The following is a 22,459-nucleotide window of genomic DNA, read 5'->3' as shown; positions in this document are numbered from 1 at the left end:
ATGAATGCCATCAAACCAGCACTGGCCACTTTATTGCTATTGGCCGCCGTCCATGGTCCGCAGGCACGGGCTTCGGATGACTTCCCCAATTTTTGCCTCTGGGACGGGCCAGCAGGCATGTTCAACTATGAAAGGAACATGAACACCATCTATGTTCCACGCGACGCCCTCCCCGGCCGGCATCTGCACAGTGACAGCGGCCGTCCTCAGCTGGTCACTCCTGGCCACACCAGCACGGTCGAGTGCCAGAACAATGGCACCGCCCACTACACGGCTACCTTCTCGACTCTGCAGCCGGTAGTCTATTTACCCAACATCGAAGGCCCTGTGCTGCACACCAATATTCCAGGGATCGGTGCACAGATCGAAATCGGGGCGCCATTCATAGGCCCGGGAGAGCAAAACTTCGTGCCCGATGGCCCCCCTCTGGTGCCGTTCACGGCCCACCATACCAGGCGCATGGGGCTCCTCAATTTCAGGTGGCGAGGCATGTACCACAGAGTAACCCTGATCAAGATCGGCGACATCGCACCGGGCGTGCACCGTCTTGATACGCCACTGTTCAACATCCACCTGAACCATCCCGACATCGGTCATGCGGGCATCTACTTTCTGAAAGGCCATGTGTTCAATACCCAATGCAGCCTTGCCAACAACGCGGTCAGCGCCAACCCGGTGCGGCTGAAAGAATGGGGGACTTCGCATTTCACCGCCGAGCACACCACCACATCGCCCGAGGCGTTTCAGATCAAGCTCAGTGCCTGCCAGACCGACCCGCAAAACAGCACGTTTGCCACCATCGAACTGCACGGTGCGAATGGCTCGCAACCGGTCGGCCCGGACAGGCCCGGGGTGTTCAGCCTGAGCGCCGACTCCGAGGCCGAAGGCGTGGGCATCCGCCTGATGCACGAGGGCAAGCCGGTGGAACTGGGCCGCGAAGTGGACCTGGTACCGATCAATGACGGCACCACGACGCTGAACTTCAGCGCGCAGTTTTACCAGACCGCCCCGCAGCATCAAGTGCGGGCCGGCCTGGCCAGGGGCGCTTTGAACTTCACCATTCGCTACCGCTGACCCACGGCAGTCATTGCGTGCTGGTGGTGCCCGCAAGTATGTCTTGCGGGTCGTAGCTGTAGCTCGCCTCGCCCTCCACAGTCTCGACCCGCTGCAGGCGGTTGAGTGCGTCGTACTCCAGCGTGCGCCCCGACTCGTCACGGATCATGTTGCCATTGGCGTCGTACAGCAACTCGATCGGCCCAGCCGGGTAGTCCTCATGGGTATTGGTGATTGAACTGAGCTGCGCTGGATCGGGGTTGTCGAAAAAGTACTCGGCCACGTTTCTGCCACCGGGGAACTGGGTGATCACCCGCGTGATGTTGTCCAGTTCATCGAACCTGAAGGTCTGCCGGGTAATTTGCTTGCCATGGGGATCGACCGGCGCCAGTGGGCTATCGGGGGTGCAAGTGTAGAGAATAAGGTGACCACGGCGATCGTAGTCGTACGCCTCATCCCGCAGCACCGCCTCACCTTCGCTGAGTACCCGCCGGGTCAGCCGGTCCTGGTCGTCGTAAAATTGTTCGAGGGCTTGGCTGGCGTCGGTGAACTCGAACGTGCGCAGCCTCTCGCGCTCGAACGCGTCATACTCAAGAAGGGTGCTCAATACCTGGCCGCTGTGCAGATCAGAGGTGGTGGTCTTGCAGTTGCGGCCAAACACGTCATATTCGAAATCAGCCTGCACTAGCACTTCCAGCTCCGGCTCTTCCGACAACGCCCGGTAGGCCGGGAGCTGGCCTGTGGGTAAACGACAGAGCTGGGTCTGGCAAAGGCGACCGGCAGTGTCGTATCTATACCTCTGAAGTTGCCCCTGCACATCTTCGTAACCCAGCATACGTTCGCGGTAACTGAAGGCATAGGTCATGCGATAGTCCACCTCGCCATCCCCCTCGCCGACGAAACGATGCTCCTCCTTGAGCTGGCCGTTGCTGAAGTAATCACGCGTCACGCGCATGCCCGGTACGTCACAGCTGACCAGGCGCGCATTCTTGGGATCATGCACATAGTTCGCCGGGACCCCTGCCAGTACGCGCTTGTAGGGTTCCTCGGTCAATGATGGCTGATACTCGTATTCAATGACCTGGCCGTCGGCAGCGATCATCCGCCAAGGTCGTTGCTGGCCTGGGCGATAGTCAAAACGCTGAACCCGCCCGCCCGTGTCGGCGCTGGTTCGGCGATCGAGGCCATCGAAGGTCTGCCTGCCGAGCACGGTATCGCCCACGGCGATGGTGATCGGCAGATCTTCACGACTGTGAGGGGCGTATTGCCGATGCACCACGTTGCCATCTGCCAGGGTATGCGCCAGCAGCCGGTCGAACACATCGTAGCGATACCGGTCGACCTGTGGATCCACGCCGAGCCCGACGGTCTCCCGGGTCAAGCGGCCCAGGCCATCATAAGCGTTGACCTGCCGGCTCATCGGTGTGTCTTCACCCGGAGCGAAGCGTTCGATACGGGTAGCTTTCTCGAACAGGTTGAGCCACGTTACGGTTCGGCCGGTGGTCGTGCCGTCGGTAGCCTCGCGCCAACTGATGGTGATGGGGCCTGCCGATTCAGCAGTGCCGATCGGGTCGGTTTCTTCATGCTGGGTAACGTTGTCCGGGCCCTTCACCGCGCACTGTTCGCCCCAGTCGTCATAGGTGAACTCACGGGTGAGCGCAAGATCTGCGGCGCCCAGCCAGTCCAGTTCGGTTTCTGATACCAGCTGGCCCAGCGCATCGAATCTGGCACTGTAGATAGGCCGGGATTCGCCTTTGGAGCCTTCGGTATCGATGTCCTGGCGCTCCTCGCTGATCACTCGGTTCAGGCCATCGAGCCAAGTAGTGGTCATGACCTGCTTGACATCGTACTGCCATTGCCCGGCCTGATCCCCATTCTCGGCACTCAGGCGGTACTCGTACCGCCGCGAGGCCTCGTGAGCCAAGCCGGGGGCAACCGTCTCGACCGTCACCCTGCGCAAGGCGTCATATTCATAGCGTATCTGGATATCGTCGGCGCCCGTCACGTCGCTGTTGTCAGTGGTCAGCAGAGGCTCACCGGTCAGCAGCGAATGTTCAAGCCGGACCGTTCGAGCCTGGCCATCGTAGCCAATGATCTTTTGCGTGGTCACCAGCACCGGTTCGGCAGCATAGGTCGCGAGCGCATCGCCATACTGGTAATCGGTGGTGGTGGTGTAGGTGGCCTGCGTATCTTCGCTGTCATAGCTCACCTGGCGCTGGCTGACCCGGCCGTAAGTGAACGTTTCGGCACTGTCGCCATAGTATTGCGTAAACACAGTTTCAAGCGCTTGCTCGGGGGTGGAACCCGCAAGGTCATACAGCGTTTCATACTCAACAACGTGCGCCGGAGCAGCCTCGCTACCAGGCAGCGCTTCAAGCGTGCGATATCGGTAGCGCTTGCACAATTGCGGGGCCTGGCCGTCGCCACCCGCAGCTGGATAGGTGGTCGTCTGTTTCAGATGACGGACGAAGCCCGCAGGGTCGGCCGGGTGCCCATCCTCTTCCCCTGCGCCATACCATTCGCTGACCTCCTGTACCCTTGTGGGCAGGGTGCGACTGATCAGGTTGCCGTGGTTGTCGTAGGCGCTGAGAGTGGTTTCAGTGCGCGTGACACGACCCGGCTGCGACCAGCTGCGATTCTGCTGATAGGCCAACTGGAAAGTCGGAGACTGCTCAGCGAAAGGTTTACCGTCGGCAATATCGTAGAAGCTTGTCGATTCCTGGCTGTGCTGGTTCTGGATCGTCGTTTCACGGGTCATCAGGTGCAAGCGGTTGAAGCGACGCTCGATGGTGCGGACCCGCTCTTTGTCCACCAGCAGATGATCATTTGACCCGTACTCGTAGGGCTGCAGGTAGTTGTAGAGGTTATCCAGGGCGGAACTGTCGTCCCACGGAATCGTAGTACCGCCACCGATGAAATTATGGTTGTCATTGTTGTAGTTGTAATCGTACTCGTGCTCCAGTGTCGCCTGCCCGAAGCCGGGATGGATAAGGTGGCGGGTAACGCGCGGCAAGGGCGTTCGGAGGCTGGCCGGCGGGAACTGATGCCCGGCATCGTCATATTTCAGTTCTTCGAGCGCACCGGTGGGTTTACCAATTTCGGTAATGCACAAGAAACCGAGCTTGAAGCCATAGGTGAAGCGCCAGCTGCCACCATCGGTCCCTGGCAACACGATACGATCGACACGGCCATCGCCACCGAGGTTGAGCTGATAGGTGGCCAGGGGCTGGTCGCCCGGGCCTTTGTAAGGGTGCTCGCGCAGGAATAGTCGGCTGCCCTCCCGAAGTACGCTGAACAACACCTCGTTTCTGTCATCAGTGACGTTTTCCAGCACTGGATAGCGGCTGTCGAAGCGGCTGTAGGTGAAGTACAGGCGGCGGCCCAGGGGGCTTCTGAGCTCGCTGGTCATCAGCACCTGATGTTCGGCGCTACCCTGCTCGCTGAGTATCTCGACCAGCCCCGAACGATGCTCCACGCGCAGGCCATCGCCTTCGGCGTAGACGTAGAAACCCGCCAGTTTCTGTTCGAGCAAGCCCATGGGGCTGCTGCCGCGGTCGGTAATCTTGTAGGTTTCGCCACTTGCCAGCGACAACACCTGGTTGTGTGGCGTGTACTGCGACAGCTGCAGGTTCCAGCCCAGGCCGTAACCGGAGTCTTCACGGTTGAGCGGGCTGTAGAACAGGCTGGGTTCGAACTCTGGCCCCTGCAAGGCATTGCCGCTGATGGCCGGTAACTTGAGGGTGACATTGTACTGGCCGGTGCGCGGGTCGACACCACCGTCGATGAAACTCATAAAGTTGAAAGCGTTCGAGTGCACGGCATGCTGGGTCGTCATAAACGATACTCCCACAAGTTTGCGATTCTCAAGCCAAAACAGAAGAATGGACTACTGACAGCACTTCAATAGCGCATATAACGGACGCAACCTATACCCCAATTATCGCCCGCTATCTTTTCCGAGGCCAACAACCTCAACCCGTCCACGTTGATCGGTTTATTCAGCGGATCCGCATCCTGAAGCGTTTTGAATTCCATCCACTCCGTCGTGACATCGTGCTGGACCGTCTGTACGATGAGCAATACGCGGTTTACGTCAATATTATGACCCATGCCACAACCAGCCAGATACCAGAACTGCAGCACGGCACCTGCGCTCAGGTTATTCAACTTGAACGCATAATAAGGGGCTGATGAGCAGCCGCTCAGCTCGTTGATATTTCGCCGGTCACTGTATTTCTCTGGTAGTTCAAGCGAGCAACGATCACCAGTGGGTTGGCCATTCGTGATATGCTCGGCAAACTCAATAGACCCTTGTCCATATCCCAGTGACGGCCAGAGGGCCAGACTGAAAGCCCCGGCCAATAGCGTGCGTGTTAATAAAAATCGGGAGCCCATGTAGGTTTCCTCATTGCAATTGATGCTGAGACATCCCTCATGGGCGCATGAAACGCACACAACTGATGCCCGTGTCTTTTCCCACTCTGTCTTTAGCCAGTAACATGACTCCCGCCACAGGAGACCCCGGCTCTCCCACGGTAGCCAGTTCAAGCTCCGAGAATGCGATCCACTTCGTCGTTAGATTATTACTGGTCGTTTTTACGATTAACGTAATGTCATTGGAGTATGGTAATAAAGGGCTCATACCACAACCAAACCGATCCCAGAACTCTACCACTGCCGCTGAGTTCACATTGTCGAATCGAAAATAATGATAATTAGGCTCGTCACACCTCCCCGTACCCTGAATATTTTCCGCCGCGCTATATTTATCTGGCAGTGAAATCGAACAGCTACTTCCGCCTGGGGTGTCTCCATTGAGACTCTCAGCAAACTGGATAGCACCTTGCCCATGTCCCAGCGCAGGCCAGAGAGCCAGACCGAGGGCGGTCGCCATCAATGTGCGCGTTAATGAAAAGCGTGTGTTCATGTCTGTACCCTCAGTGCGGGCGATCCAATAAAAGCGTCAGGCGACCGGCCGGCCTGGCCGCATCGGGTTTAACGCTGATGTGCTCCAACTTGTCACGGTGGTGGGGGAACGCCTCGTTCAGGTAGCTGAACCTTCGATAATGCACATTTCCTTTGACGTCCCGCAGTTCGAACACAAGCGGCTTGGAAACAAGTGCTCGAGTTTCGTTGGTGGCGGGAATGAACGGCATGTCGTCCACGCGGACGTTGACCACGACCAGCGAGCCTGTTTCGTAGTGCCTGTTGTCCACCGCCAAATCCTCGTCACCCCATTTCTGCCACGAGGACAAACCCTGCATCTTCTTGTCGAACTGCACATAGTCGGGGTACCCGTGCATCCGGTCATGGAAGATCACGCCGGTGTAGCTGAACATCAATTCGGCGATGTACTCGCTTTCCCAACGGATCATCGACACGTTTGCAAGTGTCAGCGGGTCTATCTTGTTCCCGTTCATGGACACGATGTGGCAACTGACGAAGTCGGCATGCTGATAGCGCAACTTCCAATAATCTACGGTCCGCAGATGGAAATCGAAATCGTCGTCTTCGGGGTCGCGCGGCCCTCGGCTGCCACCTGCCACGCGGATACGCTCGAGCGAGTAGTCCTCGGTGCGCTGCGGCAGTTGTGGCAACGTCGTTACCACGATCGTACTGTTAGGGTCAGTCGTGTCATTGGAGGACTTTGCTTCGTTGTCGTCCCGCGTGATGCGGGCGAAGAAGGTTCCCGAACGGCCCACCTCCAGCTTGCTGTGCAGGTACAGATTGGTGGTCCACTGCCGATCGTTCAAAGGCTGGACCGGCGTTGCGGGCCGCGGGTTGGCATTTGCCAGGTCGAAACGGTTTGTGGTCAAGCGCACCGCCCAAGGCAGGGTCTGCTGCGCGCCTATGCCCTCTTCGTTTTCATCCAGAAAATCGACCAGCTCAGGCGTGCTGCCAAGGTACAGGGTAAGGCTGGCGCGCTCCTGCACGCTCAGCGGGTATTCCTTGCCATCATTGATCGCCGTTTCGATGAACACTTCGAGCGCCAGTTGCTGGTAGCCGTTGTTATACAAACCGCCCCTGCGTTCATTGTCCGCCCCACCGCTCACCTTGATGGTGAAGGTGTTGAGATCCTTCCAGGTGGCCTCTTCGTTTCGTTCGCTCTGCTTGATCAGGCTATGGCCAGTGGCATAGACCACGGCGTTGTGCAGCACTTCGCACAGGGCAATACTGCTCTGCGTATCAGCCTGTGTGCCTGCGGTGAACAAGCCGTAGTCATCGACCCGCCCGTTACCGGACAAACTGCGCCAGCGGCGGCGCAAGCCAGGCAAGAACCTGGCGTCATCACTCAGCTGGGTCGTGCCCCCTGGTTGCAGGTTCGACACATAGGCTGGCTCCACACTCAGCAACTGCTGGGCATTGACCATCAACACCGTCGAAAACCCCTGCGCCTGGCCCAGGGCGCGGACTTGCTGGGCAACCACAGGCCGGGCAGGCCCATGGGGGGTGGGCACGAAAACGGCGCGGTGACCATCCAGTTCCGCCAGCTCTCCATGCACCGGCTCAAGGAGCTCCCACTCGATGTCAGCCCCATCGTCCCATGCACCCAGGGTTATCTGCTGCTGTGGCCCCGCCTCATAAGTGGCGGCCTGCGGCCACAGGGCCATCGCATCGAACGTCACCAATGCCCGGGTCGACGCCACAAAAGGCTGGTCAGGTGTGCCGCTGTCGACCTCTGCGGTAATCACCACGACCACTCCGTCACGCCCGACGGCCTCGCGGTCGGGCGCTTTGTACAAGCCATCGCCGACAAACTCCCCATGCCCCTGGGCGCTATGGGTCGAAAGGCATACTCGCCGCCAGCGGCTGGCCTTCACCACCCCGCCTTGGCCGTCGTGCAGGACGAACTGCTGGGTGCCACCGGCCTGCAGCACCACACCGGCAGGTTCGACCCGATAGGTTGTACGCAACGGATCGATATTGCCAAATACCGCGAGGTCATGGGGGGTGTGCCGCTCGTTCTCGATAAAGCTGTGGGTGTCGGGGAACAGCAAGCTGCTGAGCACCTCGAGATGACCTTCGCGGACCTGATCGAGCAAGCGCTGAGCCAGCACCAGCGTGGCTGAATAGTCACCATCGGGAATCAGGTAAGGGAAACCTGCATCAGGCGCAGCGCCGTCCTGGTTGTCATCCAGTACCCGGATGAATACCAGCACCGCACCGTCGCCGTAGTTTTCGCTCCCGGCACGCGGGCACCGGGGGCCGCCTGGGTCCGCAGGATGAAACGGCTGGGCGAAAGCGGGTCGTAGCCATCGAACTCGACGCCGCCCAGTTCGTATGCGCTGACCGTTGATGGCAAGCCGTGAAACCACTGTTGCATTGCCTCGGCCAAAGCCTGGTTGAGCAAGAGCTGGTCGTCGAACAGGTTGCAGCTGATATTGGCACCGTGGGTGAGGTCGAGGCTGACCCTGCCGCGCCGGTCCACTTCACCTATCACCTGTTCGAGCTCGATGTCCATTTCCAGGCGATAGCCCATCGCTTCGGTAACGCTGAATGTGCAGAGCAACGCCTGGCTGGCGTCATCGAACAGTGTACATGTGCCAGCGATGATATTGAGGGTCAGCAGGGCCCTGGAATTCTCCAGGTCGGCGTTGACGAACGACAGCCTGGGCGTGCCGAAAGAGAGGCCGGACACTGCCAGGCGACGGGGCATGCCCGCGTCGCTGTGCACGGTCTGGGAAAAGGGTGGCAAGAACCGCAGGGTGTCCAGCCGCTCGTTGTACTGTTGCTCAAGCAGGTGGTTCAGACGCCCCCGGCTATAGGCAGCGACTGCTCCCCAACCAAGGGTTATGGTGCCCCGCCTCATAGTTTGCAGCAGTTGTTCCTTGGAATTGGCCATGGCTTATCCTCGCTCGGCTGGTTGCGCGGGACTGTCCGCGCCCGGCATTGACGCTGTGCGCGGCAAGCCTTCGATCAATGGCAGAATCAGGTGCCCATGGAATGTGGCGATGCCTGGCAATTCATAGGCCGCAGTAACCAGCAAAAAGTGCGCAGCGCTGGCCGGGTCGGGCACATACACTGCGTTGCGCAGTTCACCGGGCCCCAACTGCAGCACCCACTGCACATCGGGGAGGCCCGGCCCGTTTTGCAAATGTGCCGAGAATTGAAGGTTGCCGTTGGGTAGCGTCTCGTAGCTCACGCTGAGCATTGGCACTTCCTGGAGGACCAGGATGTGCGCTGAGCTGGGGTCGGCATCGGAAGACGGATCGCGCACCTGCACTTCGTCAATCACGAAGGGCACACCTGCAACCTTCTGGCCCGCGGTGTAGCGCTGGCCAGCACCGTCTGGCGCCGGGGTCAAGCTGCCACTGCCGGGCCCGGGGTTGGCCACGGACCAGTTCAGTGCTGCGCCGCCAAGTGAACCTGCGGTGAAATCCACCTGGTCTTCGAAATAGCACACGCGAATCAGCGGATTTACCGTAATCCGCTGCCGCAATACCGTGGCCAGCGCGGTGGCCTGGACCGCGCCGCCGCTACCCTGGGCGATCACCAGCACGCGTACACCATCAGCCGGCATGGCATTTCGCGGAGGTGCCCGATATCGGCCGGTGCCTGGGTCGATGGTGCCCGGTGAGCCTTTGCTGCCCGGCGCGAGCGCAACACGCCAGCTGACGGGCTGGGTGTATGCCGGGTCGACCTCGAATTGATGCTCATCCCCTGGCGCCAGCAGCACATGAGGCTCAGTGATACGCAAGGCGGCTATCCCCTGAAGCTGACCGAACAGCGCCACGCCATGCGGCATCTGTGCCTCACCGGCGGCAAACTGGCTATGCCGCGACCAGCGCACGGCGGCCTGCACCTGCTCGGGGATTCGCGCGGTGAGACGCTGCGCCAGGCGCTCGAGCACTGCCTGTTTGAGTGTCAGGGCAAAGAATTGGCGCATCTGACCCAGGGTCGCTTCCGGCAGGTTGCGTGGGAGCCCCGATACGGATGTCACTTCCGGTGACTCGGCCAGCGGCCACACTACCTGCCCGAGCAGCACTGCGTCGTCTGCCTCATCCGGTTCGGGCTTGAACAGGTCGAAGCGTTGCTGCAGGTGGAAGTCGAACGTGACCTCCAACTGGGGTTGCCAATACTGCTCTCCATGAGCCTTGTAGCGGAACGCCAAGGTGCAGCTTCCCAGCCAGCTCAGTTCGGCCCGGTCGGCCAGCAGCTCGACACGCAGACCGCCGCTGCCCGAAGCGGCCGGCATACTGAATTGGTCGGACTGGAAACTGAAATCCCGGGTATCAAGGCGCGCACCCTGGCTGACCAGGTGGCCGGCGGTCGCCCGCATGCCGGTGCGCAACTGCGCAGCCTCGTCGTAGCGGAACTGCCCGCCATCGAGCATCTGTTCCACCGCTACGGCGAACGCGGCACGGTGCAGCAGACGGCGCGTCAACAACAGCGTCAGTGGGTTTTCCAGCCCCTGCTCGGGCGTCAGCAGAAAAGGAAAGGCCGAGTCGGCGGTCGGGTAGCCTCCCTCCAGCGGCCCGTGCTGCAACGCACCGAAAAACACCACCGCCAAGCTGCCATCCGCCTTGCTTTGGTGAGTGCGCAAGCCAAGGCTGCGCGGGCGCAGGTAGGCATTGCCAGTGTCATCGACGAACTCGACGAGGTTCTGGATGCGATGCTCCGGCGGCAGATCTTGCTGAAACGCCTTGAAGAATTCGGCGCCGGCTTCACGCTCCGGCGCAGACCGCCCAAGGCTGAGCTGCACGTGATGGGCATCGGCCAGGTCAATGCTGAGCTGCCCATCACTGCCAGCTACCGGTAGCGTCTGACTCAGCCATAACGGGTCGAGCAGATCATGAGCGCTAAGCGCAAGGATGCCCTCGAGCGGGGTGCCCGACAGGATATCGACACCGCCGCTGACCGGCGTACGCTGCTCAAGCTGGGCGATTTCATAAGAGGGGCGGCTCAGCGCCAGCTCAGGAGCGCCAAGTCGATAACCGTAAAGGTTATGGGTGGGGCCGTTGGGTACGGGAATGGTCGCGTCGATACCGACGACGCCCCCGTTTGCCGCGACCTGCTGAACGTGGGCAGCCAGCAGCAGCCGGTCGAGATGCGCTGGCGCCATTGCAGCGATGAAATCCCAATCCCCATGTTCGGGACGATCTTTCATCCAGGCCAGCAGCAATGGCAATGAATTTTCGGACATGGCGTTCTCCTCGTTGGTCGTCAGGGGTGCAGTTGCATGCGCGAGCTGTCAGCCCTGGCCCGTTTCGATTGCACGCACATCCGCGCACACCACCTGCATCTCGCCCTGGAAGTTGTGAAGCGGCAGCGGCACGATGATGAAATCGGAAAACTGCATGAACCCCAAGTCGTAGATGCCTTCGATCACTGCCACACGCCCCACCCCAGCCGGGTCGACGCGGTACACTCCGGTCAGTTTATCGACCGTCCCCGGCCCAACGGCTTTCGTCCAGGTGACGTTATCCGGCGGCTGATTACCCTGAATTTCAAGGTGCATGCGCAATTCGCCGCGGTGCAGGTCGACCTGATCGACCACGATGTTTGCGCTGTGGGCCATGCGTGTGATCACCCACATGCTCTGGGTGATGGTGGTGTCAGCCACTTCGACCTGTTCGATGATGAAGGCCTTGCCTGGGATGGCTGGGCCGGCATGGTAGGTGTTGCTGGTGCCGCTGGTGGACGCCAGACGGCCGTGTGGGGCATTGCCGATGATGCGCCACTGCAAGCTGCGCGCTTCCAGAACACCTGCATGCAGGGCAGCGGTTTCGCCCAGCCCGATCACTTCGATCAGAGGGCTCAGGCTCACAGGCTGCGCAACCACGGTGACCAGCGCCGAGCTGGTAATGCGGGTGACCTCGTCGGTGGCGCAGACGCGCACCCGCAGCCAGTCGCCGTCTATCACTGAAGGGGGCGTATAACGCCCGAAAAGGATTTCCCCAGGGAATGCGTTCGGTTGCTCGGCGCTTTCCACACTCCAATTCAGCTTTGTATCGTCCAGCCCACTGGTGAACTGCCGGGCAGCTGAGCCCGCAGTCACGATCAACTCGAGGGGCTCGAGCTCGAATGCAGTAAGGCGGGGGTCCACCTTGCCAAACATGCCGATGTCCCGCGGCGCGTACAGTTCGCCGTCCGTTATGGCATTGTTGAAGCTAAGGCGCACCGTTTCGTGCACCAGCTCTTCAGTCAGCAGGTCGGTGGGGATGTCCTTGGCCAGACGCTGTCGGATTGCCTTCTGTTGCTTATCCCCCATCCCGAGAACCGAAACATGAACAAAGAAGACGTACCATAATGCCAAAAACAACATTACCCACGGACCGGGGTCATCGGACCCTGCGTTGAGCAGAGGCTCTTTCTCTGGTGGCTCCACTTCGGGGCTCAGATCGACAATCTCAAGCGATTGCAGCTGCAACTCGGCATCATTTCCGACGGCGATTTCATAAACGGCAGTCACCAACCATTCCAAGGGTCTATCGAGATCGGTGTAATCATCTTCGTCCCCAGGTTTGAATACCCCGTGAGTGTCTTCGAGCTTTTTCAGCTCCACCATGGCAACCGACTTGATTCGCCACTCAAGCTCGACACGATTGCCTTTGAAGACACACCTGAAATTGTCCTTCAATGGGGAAGGCTGGATGTGGACCTGGTAGGTAAGTTCAAGGACTACTTCTCGTCCACCCGCTACCAAGCCTGTGCGTCCAGTCACATGCTCTGTTCCGAACTCCGTGACCCAATGCCCAGCCACTGCCGTGATGCCTTCGAGGACCTTCCCTTCGCTGTAGTGAAGTTCGAACTCCGCCCCTCTCAACAGCCCCCGAAACTGGCGCAATAATTCCGCAGCAACGATCCGTTGGCTATTGAGCAACACGGTGGCCGAGTAATCCCCGCCGTCGGGTATCAGGTAGTTGAAATCCGAGCCGCTGGTGGGCACCGAGCCTTCGTAACTGCCCTGCATCCGGATGAACCCCAGCACCGCCCCATCGCCTTGTTCGCCTGCACCTTTAGCCGGATGTGCCTGAGTACGCAGACGAAAGCTCTGCGGGGTGAGCAAGGGCTCAAGGCCAGGCGCGATCTGCCCGGCTATCCACACCCGGCGGTTTTCCTCGAGCACTAGAAAAAGCTTACGGAAATAATCACCCGCAATGGCCCGGCCCGGCCCCTCCTCGACGAAGGTGAGCTCGAAGTCGTCACTGTCACTCAGGTCGAACTTGATCTCTCCTTTGTCCGCGACTTCGCCAGGGACTTCGCCCAGGCGCAAGGCAAGTTTCAGTTCCGGCCCTGCCAATGGGCCGATGTAATCCAGCCGCTGGACCAGCCACCGGCCGGCCTGCTTCTTCAGGTTCACCTGCTGACCGCCAACCACCGACATGGCCAGGCGGGCCTTGGAATCGTTCAGGTCGGCGTTTTCAAAGGAAAGCCGTGGGCGGTCGAAACGGAAATCGTGAAGAAAAATCTTGTTGTCCAGGATCGGGATTTCTTCATTGAACGGTTCGAGGTAGGCATTGGTGTTGAACCTGCGAATGTATTCCTGGGCCAGCAATCTGTTGTAGCGGGTGCGTTCCAGCGAAACAATCATGTCCCACTCGAACAAGCGGCTTTTGACGCGCATCCAGTCCAGCAAGTCAGTCAGCGAATTGTTGTTCATCGTCTGGTTCTCGATTGGCAGGTTCATGGCACGAGCCGCGCCGAAACGGTGCGGAAGGTCTTGTAGCTCAGGCCGTCGTCAAAGCTGACCTCTACGCTCAACAGCACCTCGTGATTCACCTGTAGCCCCTCCAGGAAGGTTCGCGGCAGCACTGCCTTGACTTTCTCTGCGTAGTACTCGTCCTCGCTGACCGGAACGTCATCGCGCAACCAGGTCGAATCAGGTTTACCGGGCTGGTTCAAGCCTCTTGCCCGGATACGCACCCGTTGCCCCGCAGCCATGAACGACCAGGCATCGAGCGCGCACGGGCTGCCTTCGGGCGGCACATCTTTCAGGACGATCTGGCCGTTGCTGATGCCTTCACAGTGCAGCTGCGGCCAACTGCTCTGCGGGTAGTCCTCCACATACAGCTCGAACGGCGGGGAATACTGGGTGGCCTCATTTGTCGGCGTCGCGCTGTAGTACACCTTCACGCGCTCGGCATGGCCCATGTTCGCCGGCACCGCTTCAAGCGGGATGTGGTAGCTGGACGGATCACCGGGGACGTGGTCCTTGACGATGGCTGAGCCAGTGCTGCTCACGCCTTCCCAGTGCACCGTTACCTGGGCACCCGCCGTTTCCGCATCAGCCGGTATGCGGACCTTCGCACCGAAGCGCACATCGCGCGGATGGACCGTGCCGCGGTAAGGTTCCTCTCCCGACTCTTGGCGCGCATCGTCGATCAGGGGCCAGGGGAGGTACAGCGGCTTGCGCAACATCAATTCGAGTGGCGCCGAGCGCCTGGCCATGCCACGCCGGGCGATGTGGTAATGGAACACGAACGAGTGACCGTAACGGCCGTCACTGAGCCATTGCGGTTCCAGCAGGACCTCAGCACGCAGGCCGTCGACATTGCTGATGTCCGTGCGCAGGCTACGTAGCGAAAGGTCTGGCCCCGAGGCATGGAGGATGATCTCGTCCTCAGGCTGGACTTCATCGTCCACGGTCACGACCAGGGGGATACCCTGCGGGTAGTCCACAGGGTTCAGGTAACCGCTGCCGTCATGCCCCGGGATGCGCGGTGCGTCCAGCAGCGGCAGGCCAGAGCTGTTCAAGACAATGGCAAAACGCTGGACGGGGGAGCGGGTCGAAGGAGTGCCTTGAACCGTCACTTCATAGTGAAGATCGGCATAGTCCCCGTCATACAGGTCCCATACCTGCTCACGGGGCAATCTGATCCGCAACGGCTTGCCCACCTCTTCGAGGGTGACCTCGTGGCGTGACGTGTAGGGCATCTCAGGGGTGTCGAACATGTATGCCTGCCAGGTCATCACCAGCTCATCACGGGCTGCCATCGCCTGGTAGGGAGGGATCATGACCGTAAGGTCGTCGTCAAGCTGGTCGACATTCAGCAGTTCAAGGTCATGTGACTCGGCAATTTGCGCAACACCCAGCCCCCCTCCTCTTCGACGCGGGTTGTCGACGGAGAAAAACAGCCGTGCCGATTCGGCATCCGGCTCCATCCGGTCACCCGGGGCATAGGAATAGAACACATAACCACCGGCCACCGCCTCAATTGCCCTGACAGGAATTTCAACGAGCCCCCCCAGCGCTGGGTCGACTTCAATGGGGCTTTCGACACCGACCACATCCTGCACCTCGCCGTTAGGCCCACACCCTCGCCAGTTGATGTAGACAGGATCTCCTGACTGCATGCCGGGGTTCACCCAGGTTTTCAGAGCGGTGCCTTCGATTGTCCCAATGGCAAGGTTTTCGTCCTCAAGCAGCGGAACGTGCGGTTGTGGCGAATCGGTCATCTTGCATGCCTCCCATGCCCTGACGGGCGTTGCGGGTGGTTCGGTGGGCAAGTTATAGCGACCGGCCAGAGACGGCGAAACTGGCAGAAATGCTAGGTGACAGTGCTTCGCGTGGCTCCTATCGTCGGCGCAATCGAGCAACGACACACTCGTGCGAAGGTGAGCCATGACCCTCAACACCAACCTGCACTCCAATGCGCTGAACTTCACGAGCTACACCACCGGCGGGGTGGATCCACGCACCGGGCAGTACACGGTGGCGATCGAGTTGCCCGAGCTGGGCGGCAACGATCGGCAAGGCCCCGAGTTCCAGCCAAAGCTGTTTTTCAACCCGCTCAACGATGGCGATTCGGGATATGGCTGGGGTTGGAACCTGCAGATTTCGCAATACACGCCGCACAACCAGATGCTGTCACTGAGCACGGGAGAATCGCTGAAGATCACCGACCGCAGCAGCCGGCCCATGAAGCTTCGGGAGCAGCAACTGGCCAGCTTCCATGTGTATCCCGAAGACGACGACGGCCTGCGCGTCGTGCATCACTCAGGTGTGGTCGAAATTCTCAAGGAACAGGGCACTTCGCAACATCAGGTGTACCTGACCACAAGGCTGCTCTCCCCGCTCGGGCACAGTCTCACGTTCCAGTACCAACGCTTCGACAGCCGTCACCCGGTGCTGCACACCATCACCGACGGCACAGGCAGGATGCTGCTGCGACTGACCCGTCATGACCAGCGCGTGGAACTCGAAGAGCATCCCCACCAAGGGCCGGACGGTGCCCCCCTGGCGCGCTACTCGATGATCCTGGCCAACAGCGACCGACGGGTGGCGCGTATCGAGTTGCCGACGGACGAACTGGCCAGTTGGCGATTCGAATATGCCACGGTGTTGGGCAAACTGTGCGTCACTCAGGTTGACACCCCGACCGGTGCCCGCGAGTACCTCAACTATCATGACGGCGGCCATCAATTCCCTCAGGGCAGCGGCCTCATGCCATTGCCGCGAGTCACCGGCCACCGCATCGACGCGCGGTTCGGCCAGCCGGCCTTGGCTATGACGTACGAATACCCGGGCATCCATAATTTCCTCGGTGGTGGCACGCAGGGCGGGTGGGACGATTCCGGGCTGGACAATCTGTACAGACACCTCGGCCCCTACGAGTACGGTTCGAATGAAATCCTCAAGGTCGACGACGTCGAAGTTCGCCGTATCGAAAGACGTTTTGATCGTTTTCATTTGCCAGTGCGTGAAAGCTCGATCGAGAACGGGCATGAAAACACGCTGCTCAGCGCGTACGACGTCGACTACGAAAAACATTTCATCGAGCAGCAGCCGTGGTTTCAGTTGCAAACCAGCCAAGAGCGTCGCTGGACGCTGCCTGGCCACCTACCCCCTTCACGCAGCGAACTCGAACGCAGCACTTACGACACCTACGGCAACCTGCTCACGCGCACCGGGGCCAACGGCGTCACCCTGAGCAACGTCTGGCACCCCGCTGACGAAGAAGGCTTTGTCCGACACCTGGCGCAACAGACAACCGTACCTGCAGCCGATAGCGACAGCGCAGCTGCGGTGATCTGCGAACGTTATGAATACCTCCACCTGCCTGCGCTGAAAGACAGTGGCCTGCCAGGCTGGAAGGTACGGCGCAGCGAAACCGTGGTCGACATGAACGATGGCGAGCGGCTGTTGCGCAGCATCGAGCACCATTACACGCTGGCTGCGCACGACGCCTCCATGCACGGGCGCCCCTCCCGCAAGATCCAGCTCAGCAACCACCTGCAGACCGTCACCGATTTCTATTACAGCTCGCCCGCCGACGCCGCTGGCGGCCAGTCGCTGTTGCAAGTGCAGACGACGGTCATTGGCTTCGATGGCGCCGAGCAATCGAGCCTGGAACAGCGTTCGCTGTTCACCGGCGAGCTGGTCTTCCGCCAGGACCGCAATGGCGTGCAGACCCGCTACGAACATGATGCGTTGCGCCGCCTGGTGTGCGAAACCGAAGCCCCCGGGACCGACAAGGAAGCCAGCCAGCACTACGAGTACGTGCTGTGCGCCGCGTATGGGGAGCAGGCCAGCCAACAGCTGACCAACACTCGCGGCGTGCACATACGCAGCCTGCTCGACAGCTTTGGCCGAGTGGTCAGCGAACTGCGGGACCACGCCTTGCCGAACAACCCGTCCGCATTCGTCGAAACCCTCGCCGTACGCTATGACCGGGCCGGCAGGGTCACCGAAGAAACCCGTTACGACCAACTGGACAATGAGCGGCCCCTGACCCTGACCCAGACTTACCTGTATGACGACTGGGGGGAGCGCTACTGCCTCATTGCCCCGGATGGCGTGCAATGGCATGAACGCACAGACCCGTTGGGCGACCGTTCACACAGCGGCCGCATCGTCCATCGTCATCGCCAGGCCGGCAGTGCCGTGGTCGGGCGGACACAAACCTGGCTCGATGCCTTCGACAAACCCCTGAAACAGATGCGCCTGGATGACCAGGAAAGGGTAGTGGCCGAACGCACGTGGCGCTATGACGGCCTGGGCCGCTGCATACTGGAGAAAGACGAACGCGGCCACGAACAGCACTTCACCTACGATGCCTGGGGCCGGGTGCTGGAAATGCGGTTGCCGGACAATTCCCGGGTACAGCGCCGCTACGCAGGTCATAGCGATGGCGACCTGCCGATCAGCGTGCAGGTGCTTCCCGGCAACGAAACCGAGCGCAAGAGCTACCTCGGCGCCCAGGCATTCGATGGCACCGACCGGCTCAAGGTAGCGGGCAGTGGCCCGCGCCTGGAACGGTACGAGTACCGCACCGGCGAAACCCGTGCCCGGCGCAGAGTGGTGGCCGACGGGCAGGCGATCGACTATGAGTACGACTTGGCCCACAGCCGCTACCCGCTCAGCAGTACGGCGCCTGATGACCAGGCCACCTTCGCCTACCACCCGGTCAGCGCCCATGTCACCCAGTGCGAGAACGACCAGGGCACGCTTCGCTATCGGTACGACACCGACGACCGCTTGCAGCACGAGCAACTGGAGCGCCCGGACGGTACCCTCTGGAGCACCGAGCACAGCTATTCGTTGCTCGGGCTGCCGTTGACCAGCACCGACCAGGATGGCATGGCCACCGTGCGTGACTACGACGAGCATGGCCGCATCCGCACCCTGGCCCAGGGCCCACTGTCGGTCCAGATCAGCTACGACACGCTTGGCCGCACCGATCTGCTTGTCAGCTGTAACACCGGTACCGCCAACAAAGTGGAATGCCACATCGAGTATGACGACCAGGACCGTGAGTGGCGGCGTACCTGGGGTCCACCCGGGCAGGCGGCGCGCACCCAGGTGCTGACCTGGGGACTGGACGGCCTGCTGGATGAGCGCAACCTGCAGCAAGGCCAGGTCGAGCTGCTCAAGGAAACGTTCAACTACAACCCGCGTGGCCAACTGTTACGTCACCAATGCAGCGGGTTGACCCCGCCGAAGGACAGCCAGGGCCGCGCCTACAGATTGCAGACGTTCATCTACGATGCCTACGACAACGTCAAGGAAAGCACCACCACGTTCCTTGCCTCGGGCAGGGAGCGGGCCCAGTACCGTTACCGTAGCGACGATCCCTGCCAGTTGCACAGCGTCACTTACACCCCTGCACGTACCACCCAGCCGCATTTTCGGTATGACCGCAACGGCAACCTCATCGAGGATCAGAATGGCCGGGCGCTGAGCTATGACAGCCAGAACCGCTTGCGATCGGTGGACGGCAATGCCTATCACTACGATGGTCATAACCAGCTGCAGGGGTACTCCGCCGCAGGTGAACCGGACACCCTGCTGTTCTACCAGGGCAACAGACTGAGCCTGGCGGTAAGCGGTGCAACCCGCACCTATCACCTGCATCTGGGCGACCAGCCGTTTGCCCAGCAGGAGGCGAACAACCCTGGCCAGGCGCTGCTGCTGCAGACCACCGCGAGCCACAGCGTGATTGCCGAGCGCCAGGCCGGCGTGCAGCGCGATGTAGTCTACAGCGCCTATGGCTGGCCCCACGCCGAAGCACCTTTGCAGGCCGCTGCGGGCTACAACGGTGAAGTGTTCGATGCCAGCAGCGGCTGCTACCTGCTGGGCAGAGGCTACCGCGCCTACAGCCCTGAGCTGATGCGCTTCCACAGCCCGGATGCGCTGAGCCCGTTTGGCGACGGCGGGCTCAACTACTACGGCTACTGCCATGGCAACCCGATCACCTTCCAGGACCCAACCGGCCATGTCAGTTCGCGGCCGCGCCGTAGCGATGAAGACCTTGTCTATCAGCCCGACTTCGAACAACCCAAGGAAAAACACCCCTGGCTGAAATGGCTGTTCGTCGGAATCGCGATCGTTGCGACGATCGCCGCCGTCGTGACCGCCGGCAAGGCCGCAGTCGCCGCCGTGGTCGCATGGAAGGCGGTAGGGCTGCTGGCAGCCGGGAAGGCCCTCACTGCGGTTGCCTATACGGTCGGTGCGGGGGCCGCCATCACGGCCACGGGCTTCCAGATCGACCACGCGATCACCGGGAACGAGACGTCGGGGGAAATGGCGGTCTGGTTTAGCCTGGCCAGCATGGCCCTGGTGGTTGGGCCGAGCTTGGTAAATGCGGCGAGCAAAATGTGGCACAGCTTGGCCAATAACAAATGGCGGGGGTTCTACTCGCTCGTAGCTAAAACGAAAACCGATGTCAACGTCGACGAGGCGGTACGTCTAGTGAGTTATGACAGAGTGGGTTCCTTGCGAGACCCGGCTGCACTTCAGCCCAAACCATCGGCTCAGGGACCCTTCACCTCGATATGGAACCGTCCCCCCCCAAGAACCTCAGGAACGCGATCATCTATTGAGGCCAGGCATTCAACTGGCACGACAGGTCGGCGAAGCCAACCGAGATGATCAGGTAGGGCCTGAACACCTATCAACACACTGATTCAAAACGAGGACACACCAATGAGTCATGCAAAATCAGTATCCCAGAAACGCCTCGCTGCCAGCCAGGCCAGCCGTGCCTACCATCGTTTCCTCAGGTCCCGCTTGGAATCAGTGGCCTTGGAGAGAGCCCCCACGGTGTTCGGCCTCGTCGATCCCAGCGGCGGCGACGGCACTCTGTGGCGGTCAGCCGTGGACACCAACTTGAAAGTCCAAATAAGTGAGTGGGATTTCCTTCCCGAAGACGATGATGAGCAAACGGCCTATCTGCAGCTTTCCAACAATGGCCCGGAGGATCGTTTCTTCCGAGACGTGGGCGATGAGATGCTGGTAACAGAGAGCACGACTTTCCCCCTGGAGATGGAGGTGCCTGTCGCTGACCTTAGCGAAGGCCGTCTCTGGCTGCGATACAGGCTATACCCCATCATCGGGGAGGTCGCCTATTCCGAAATCGTGCCGCTGATCTGCGACCGCACAGCGCCTCACAACCTGCGCAGTGACATGGATAAACTTGATGGCCTGGAGATCACCGCCCCATACATCGATGACGATTACCTCGACAGTAATCCTCAAGGCATCAAGGCAACAATCCCGGATTATGCCGGCCATGCCGATGGCGATACCTACCAGGTCTTCTACTTTGACCACCCGCCCGAAGAGCATGACGATTACAGCGACCCGGCGCATCAAGGGCCTGTGATAACGGGTGCTCAGGAGGCATTGATCCCCGCCGATGTCGTGAGAAAGGCCAGCGATGGCAAGTACTACCTGGTGTACTACCTGTTCGACAAGGCCGGCAACAAGAGCCGCGTCTCGCTGAACACTTCCGTTAATGTCGCCCTCGGCGCCTTGCCTGACAACCTGAAAGACCCTGAGGTGCTCTCCAAATTGCCTGGGGAGGTGTACCTGCAGGACGCCATCGACGGCGTCAAGGTGCAAATTCGTGCCTACGACAATTATCGCCAGGATGACTACATCGCCATCACTTGGGGCCAGACCCCGCTGCCGCAGGAGCCCGTTGGCGGCAAGTCATTCCCGATCGACATCCGGGTGCCCAGCACCACCTTGCAGCACGAATATGGCGATGCCACAGGCCAGCTCGCGACCCCCGTCAGCTACCGCATCATGCGCGGTGAGGTGCCGTCCGAAATCCGGCAAGTTCAAGTGCAGGTCGATTTCAGCGTGTTCCCCACCAACCCTGTTACCGACCCTTGGCCTAACCCAATCAACCCCAAACTCACCGCGCCCACTGTCAAAGGCAAGAACTCCCAAACGGATAACGTGCTCGACCCGACGGACTTCACGTTGGCGGCAGATCTCTCGCTGGATCTGTTTGACGACGCCTTCGACGGGAACGTCCTCGACTTCTACTGGGATGGTGTACTCGCCGTCGAAGGGCGCGTAGTTGATCGTCCAAGAGACAACGTCGGCATTACCGTTCCAATTCCATGGGAGAAGATCGAAGCAGGCGGAAACAAAATGGTGCCTGTGCATTACACCGTTCGCGAATTCGATTCCGCCAAAAATGAGCAGTCTTCGCCAGCACAAACTGTCGACGTCACGGCGATCGTCCAGAAGTTGCCGTTGCCATCGTTCCTGCATATGACAGGTGGCTGGATAAACTGCAATTCGCTACGCGAAAACCCGGACGAGTTGACCGACGACATGAAACTTCGGGTAGACATACCGGACATGTCCGCCTATCTGAAGGTAGGAGACATCATTACCTTGTTTTGGGAACCCTACATAGGCTCATCAGAGTCCAACGGTGAATCCCCTGTTCCGGGCGCCGAGAAGAAGGATTCCGTAGTTCTGGACGAAACCACGCTTCTGGGCTTTATCTGGGAGATCGATGATTACGACACTAATCTGCTGCCAACATACACTTCAAACCTGCCCTCAGGCCGAAGCCGAGCCCGTGTGCGCTATGCAAAATCCGATGAAAGCATCACCTCGGACTGGGCCGTGGAGAAGCTCAGCCTTTTAGATGGCACCAGCTCCTGCCAGCTGCTCACGCCCTGATGTGCAAGCCTCGTTATAAGTCCAGACAGGCTTGTA

General features: G+C 60.2%; 11 protein-coding genes. 3 read left to right on the top strand and 8 right to left on the bottom strand.

Features of this window, described 5'->3' with window-relative positions; translation table 11 throughout:
• Complete coding sequence (locus tag APH33_RS03045; protein ID WP_054883730.1) at positions 1-1,074, top strand: fimbrial protein; 1,074 nt, start codon at positions 1-3, stop codon at positions 1,072-1,074.
• A gap of 10 nt (positions 1,075-1,084) precedes the next feature.
• Here the strand turns inward: APH33_RS03045 and APH33_RS03040 are convergent, their stop codons facing one another.
• The 8 genes from APH33_RS03040 to APH33_RS03010 form a co-directional block, all read right to left on the bottom strand.
• Entirely contained in the window at positions 1,085-4,888 is a 3,804-nt protein-coding gene (locus APH33_RS03040) for an RHS repeat domain-containing protein (protein WP_054883729.1), read from the bottom strand.
• Positions 4,889-4,953: 65 nt separating this feature from the next.
• Positions 4,954-5,448, bottom strand: a complete 495-nt coding sequence (locus tag APH33_RS03035) for a hypothetical protein (RefSeq protein ID WP_054883728.1) — start codon at positions 5,446-5,448, stop codon at positions 4,954-4,956.
• Positions 5,449-5,485: 37 nt separating this feature from the next.
• Entirely contained in the window at positions 5,486-5,980 is a 495-nt protein-coding gene (locus tag APH33_RS27120) for a hypothetical protein (protein WP_156351868.1), read from the bottom strand.
• A gap of 10 nt (positions 5,981-5,990) precedes the next feature.
• On the bottom strand, positions 5,991-8,213 hold the full coding sequence (locus APH33_RS03030; protein ID WP_156351865.1) for a hypothetical protein: 2,223 nt from the start codon (positions 8,211-8,213) through the stop codon (positions 5,991-5,993).
• The gene (locus APH33_RS03025; protein WP_054883726.1) at positions 8,141-8,896 is read right to left on the bottom strand and encodes a hypothetical protein; all 756 of its coding nucleotides are present in this window, start codon (positions 8,894-8,896) and stop codon (positions 8,141-8,143) included. Before APH33_RS03025 ends, APH33_RS03030 begins: the two co-directional genes overlap by 73 nt.
• A gap of 3 nt (positions 8,897-8,899) precedes the next feature.
• Positions 8,900-11,197, bottom strand: coding sequence for a hypothetical protein (locus APH33_RS03020; protein ID WP_054883725.1), 2,298 nt, complete (start codon positions 11,195-11,197; stop codon positions 8,900-8,902).
• Between the two features lie 48 nt (positions 11,198-11,245).
• Entirely contained in the window at positions 11,246-13,684 is a 2,439-nt protein-coding gene (locus tag APH33_RS03015) for a hypothetical protein (protein ID WP_054883724.1), read from the bottom strand.
• Positions 13,681-15,453 carry a hypothetical protein gene (locus APH33_RS03010; protein ID WP_054883723.1) on the bottom strand — a complete coding sequence of 591 codons (1,773 nt, stop codon included), beginning with the start codon at positions 15,451-15,453 and terminating at the stop codon, positions 13,681-13,683. The genes APH33_RS03015 and APH33_RS03010 overlap by 4 nt, the downstream gene beginning before the upstream one ends.
• A 166-nt stretch (positions 15,454-15,619) precedes the next feature.
• On the opposite strand from APH33_RS03010, the gene APH33_RS03005 reads away from it, so the two are divergent.
• Complete coding sequence (locus APH33_RS03005) at positions 15,620-20,368, top strand: RHS repeat-associated core domain-containing protein (RefSeq protein ID WP_054883722.1); 4,749 nt, start codon at positions 15,620-15,622, stop codon at positions 20,366-20,368.
• Positions 20,369-20,422: 54 nt separating this feature from the next.
• Positions 20,423-22,423, top strand: a complete 2,001-nt coding sequence (locus APH33_RS03000; protein WP_054883721.1) for a hypothetical protein — start codon at positions 20,423-20,425, stop codon at positions 22,421-22,423.
• Positions 22,424-22,459: the final 36 nt, after the last annotated feature.

Origin of the sequence: Pseudomonas sp. NBRC 111130 (assembly GCF_001320485.1) — a bacterium.
GTDB lineage: Bacteria > Pseudomonadota > Gammaproteobacteria > Pseudomonadales > Pseudomonadaceae > Aquipseudomonas > Aquipseudomonas vlassakiae.
This window is presented reverse-complemented; position numbering and strand designations above follow the sequence as displayed.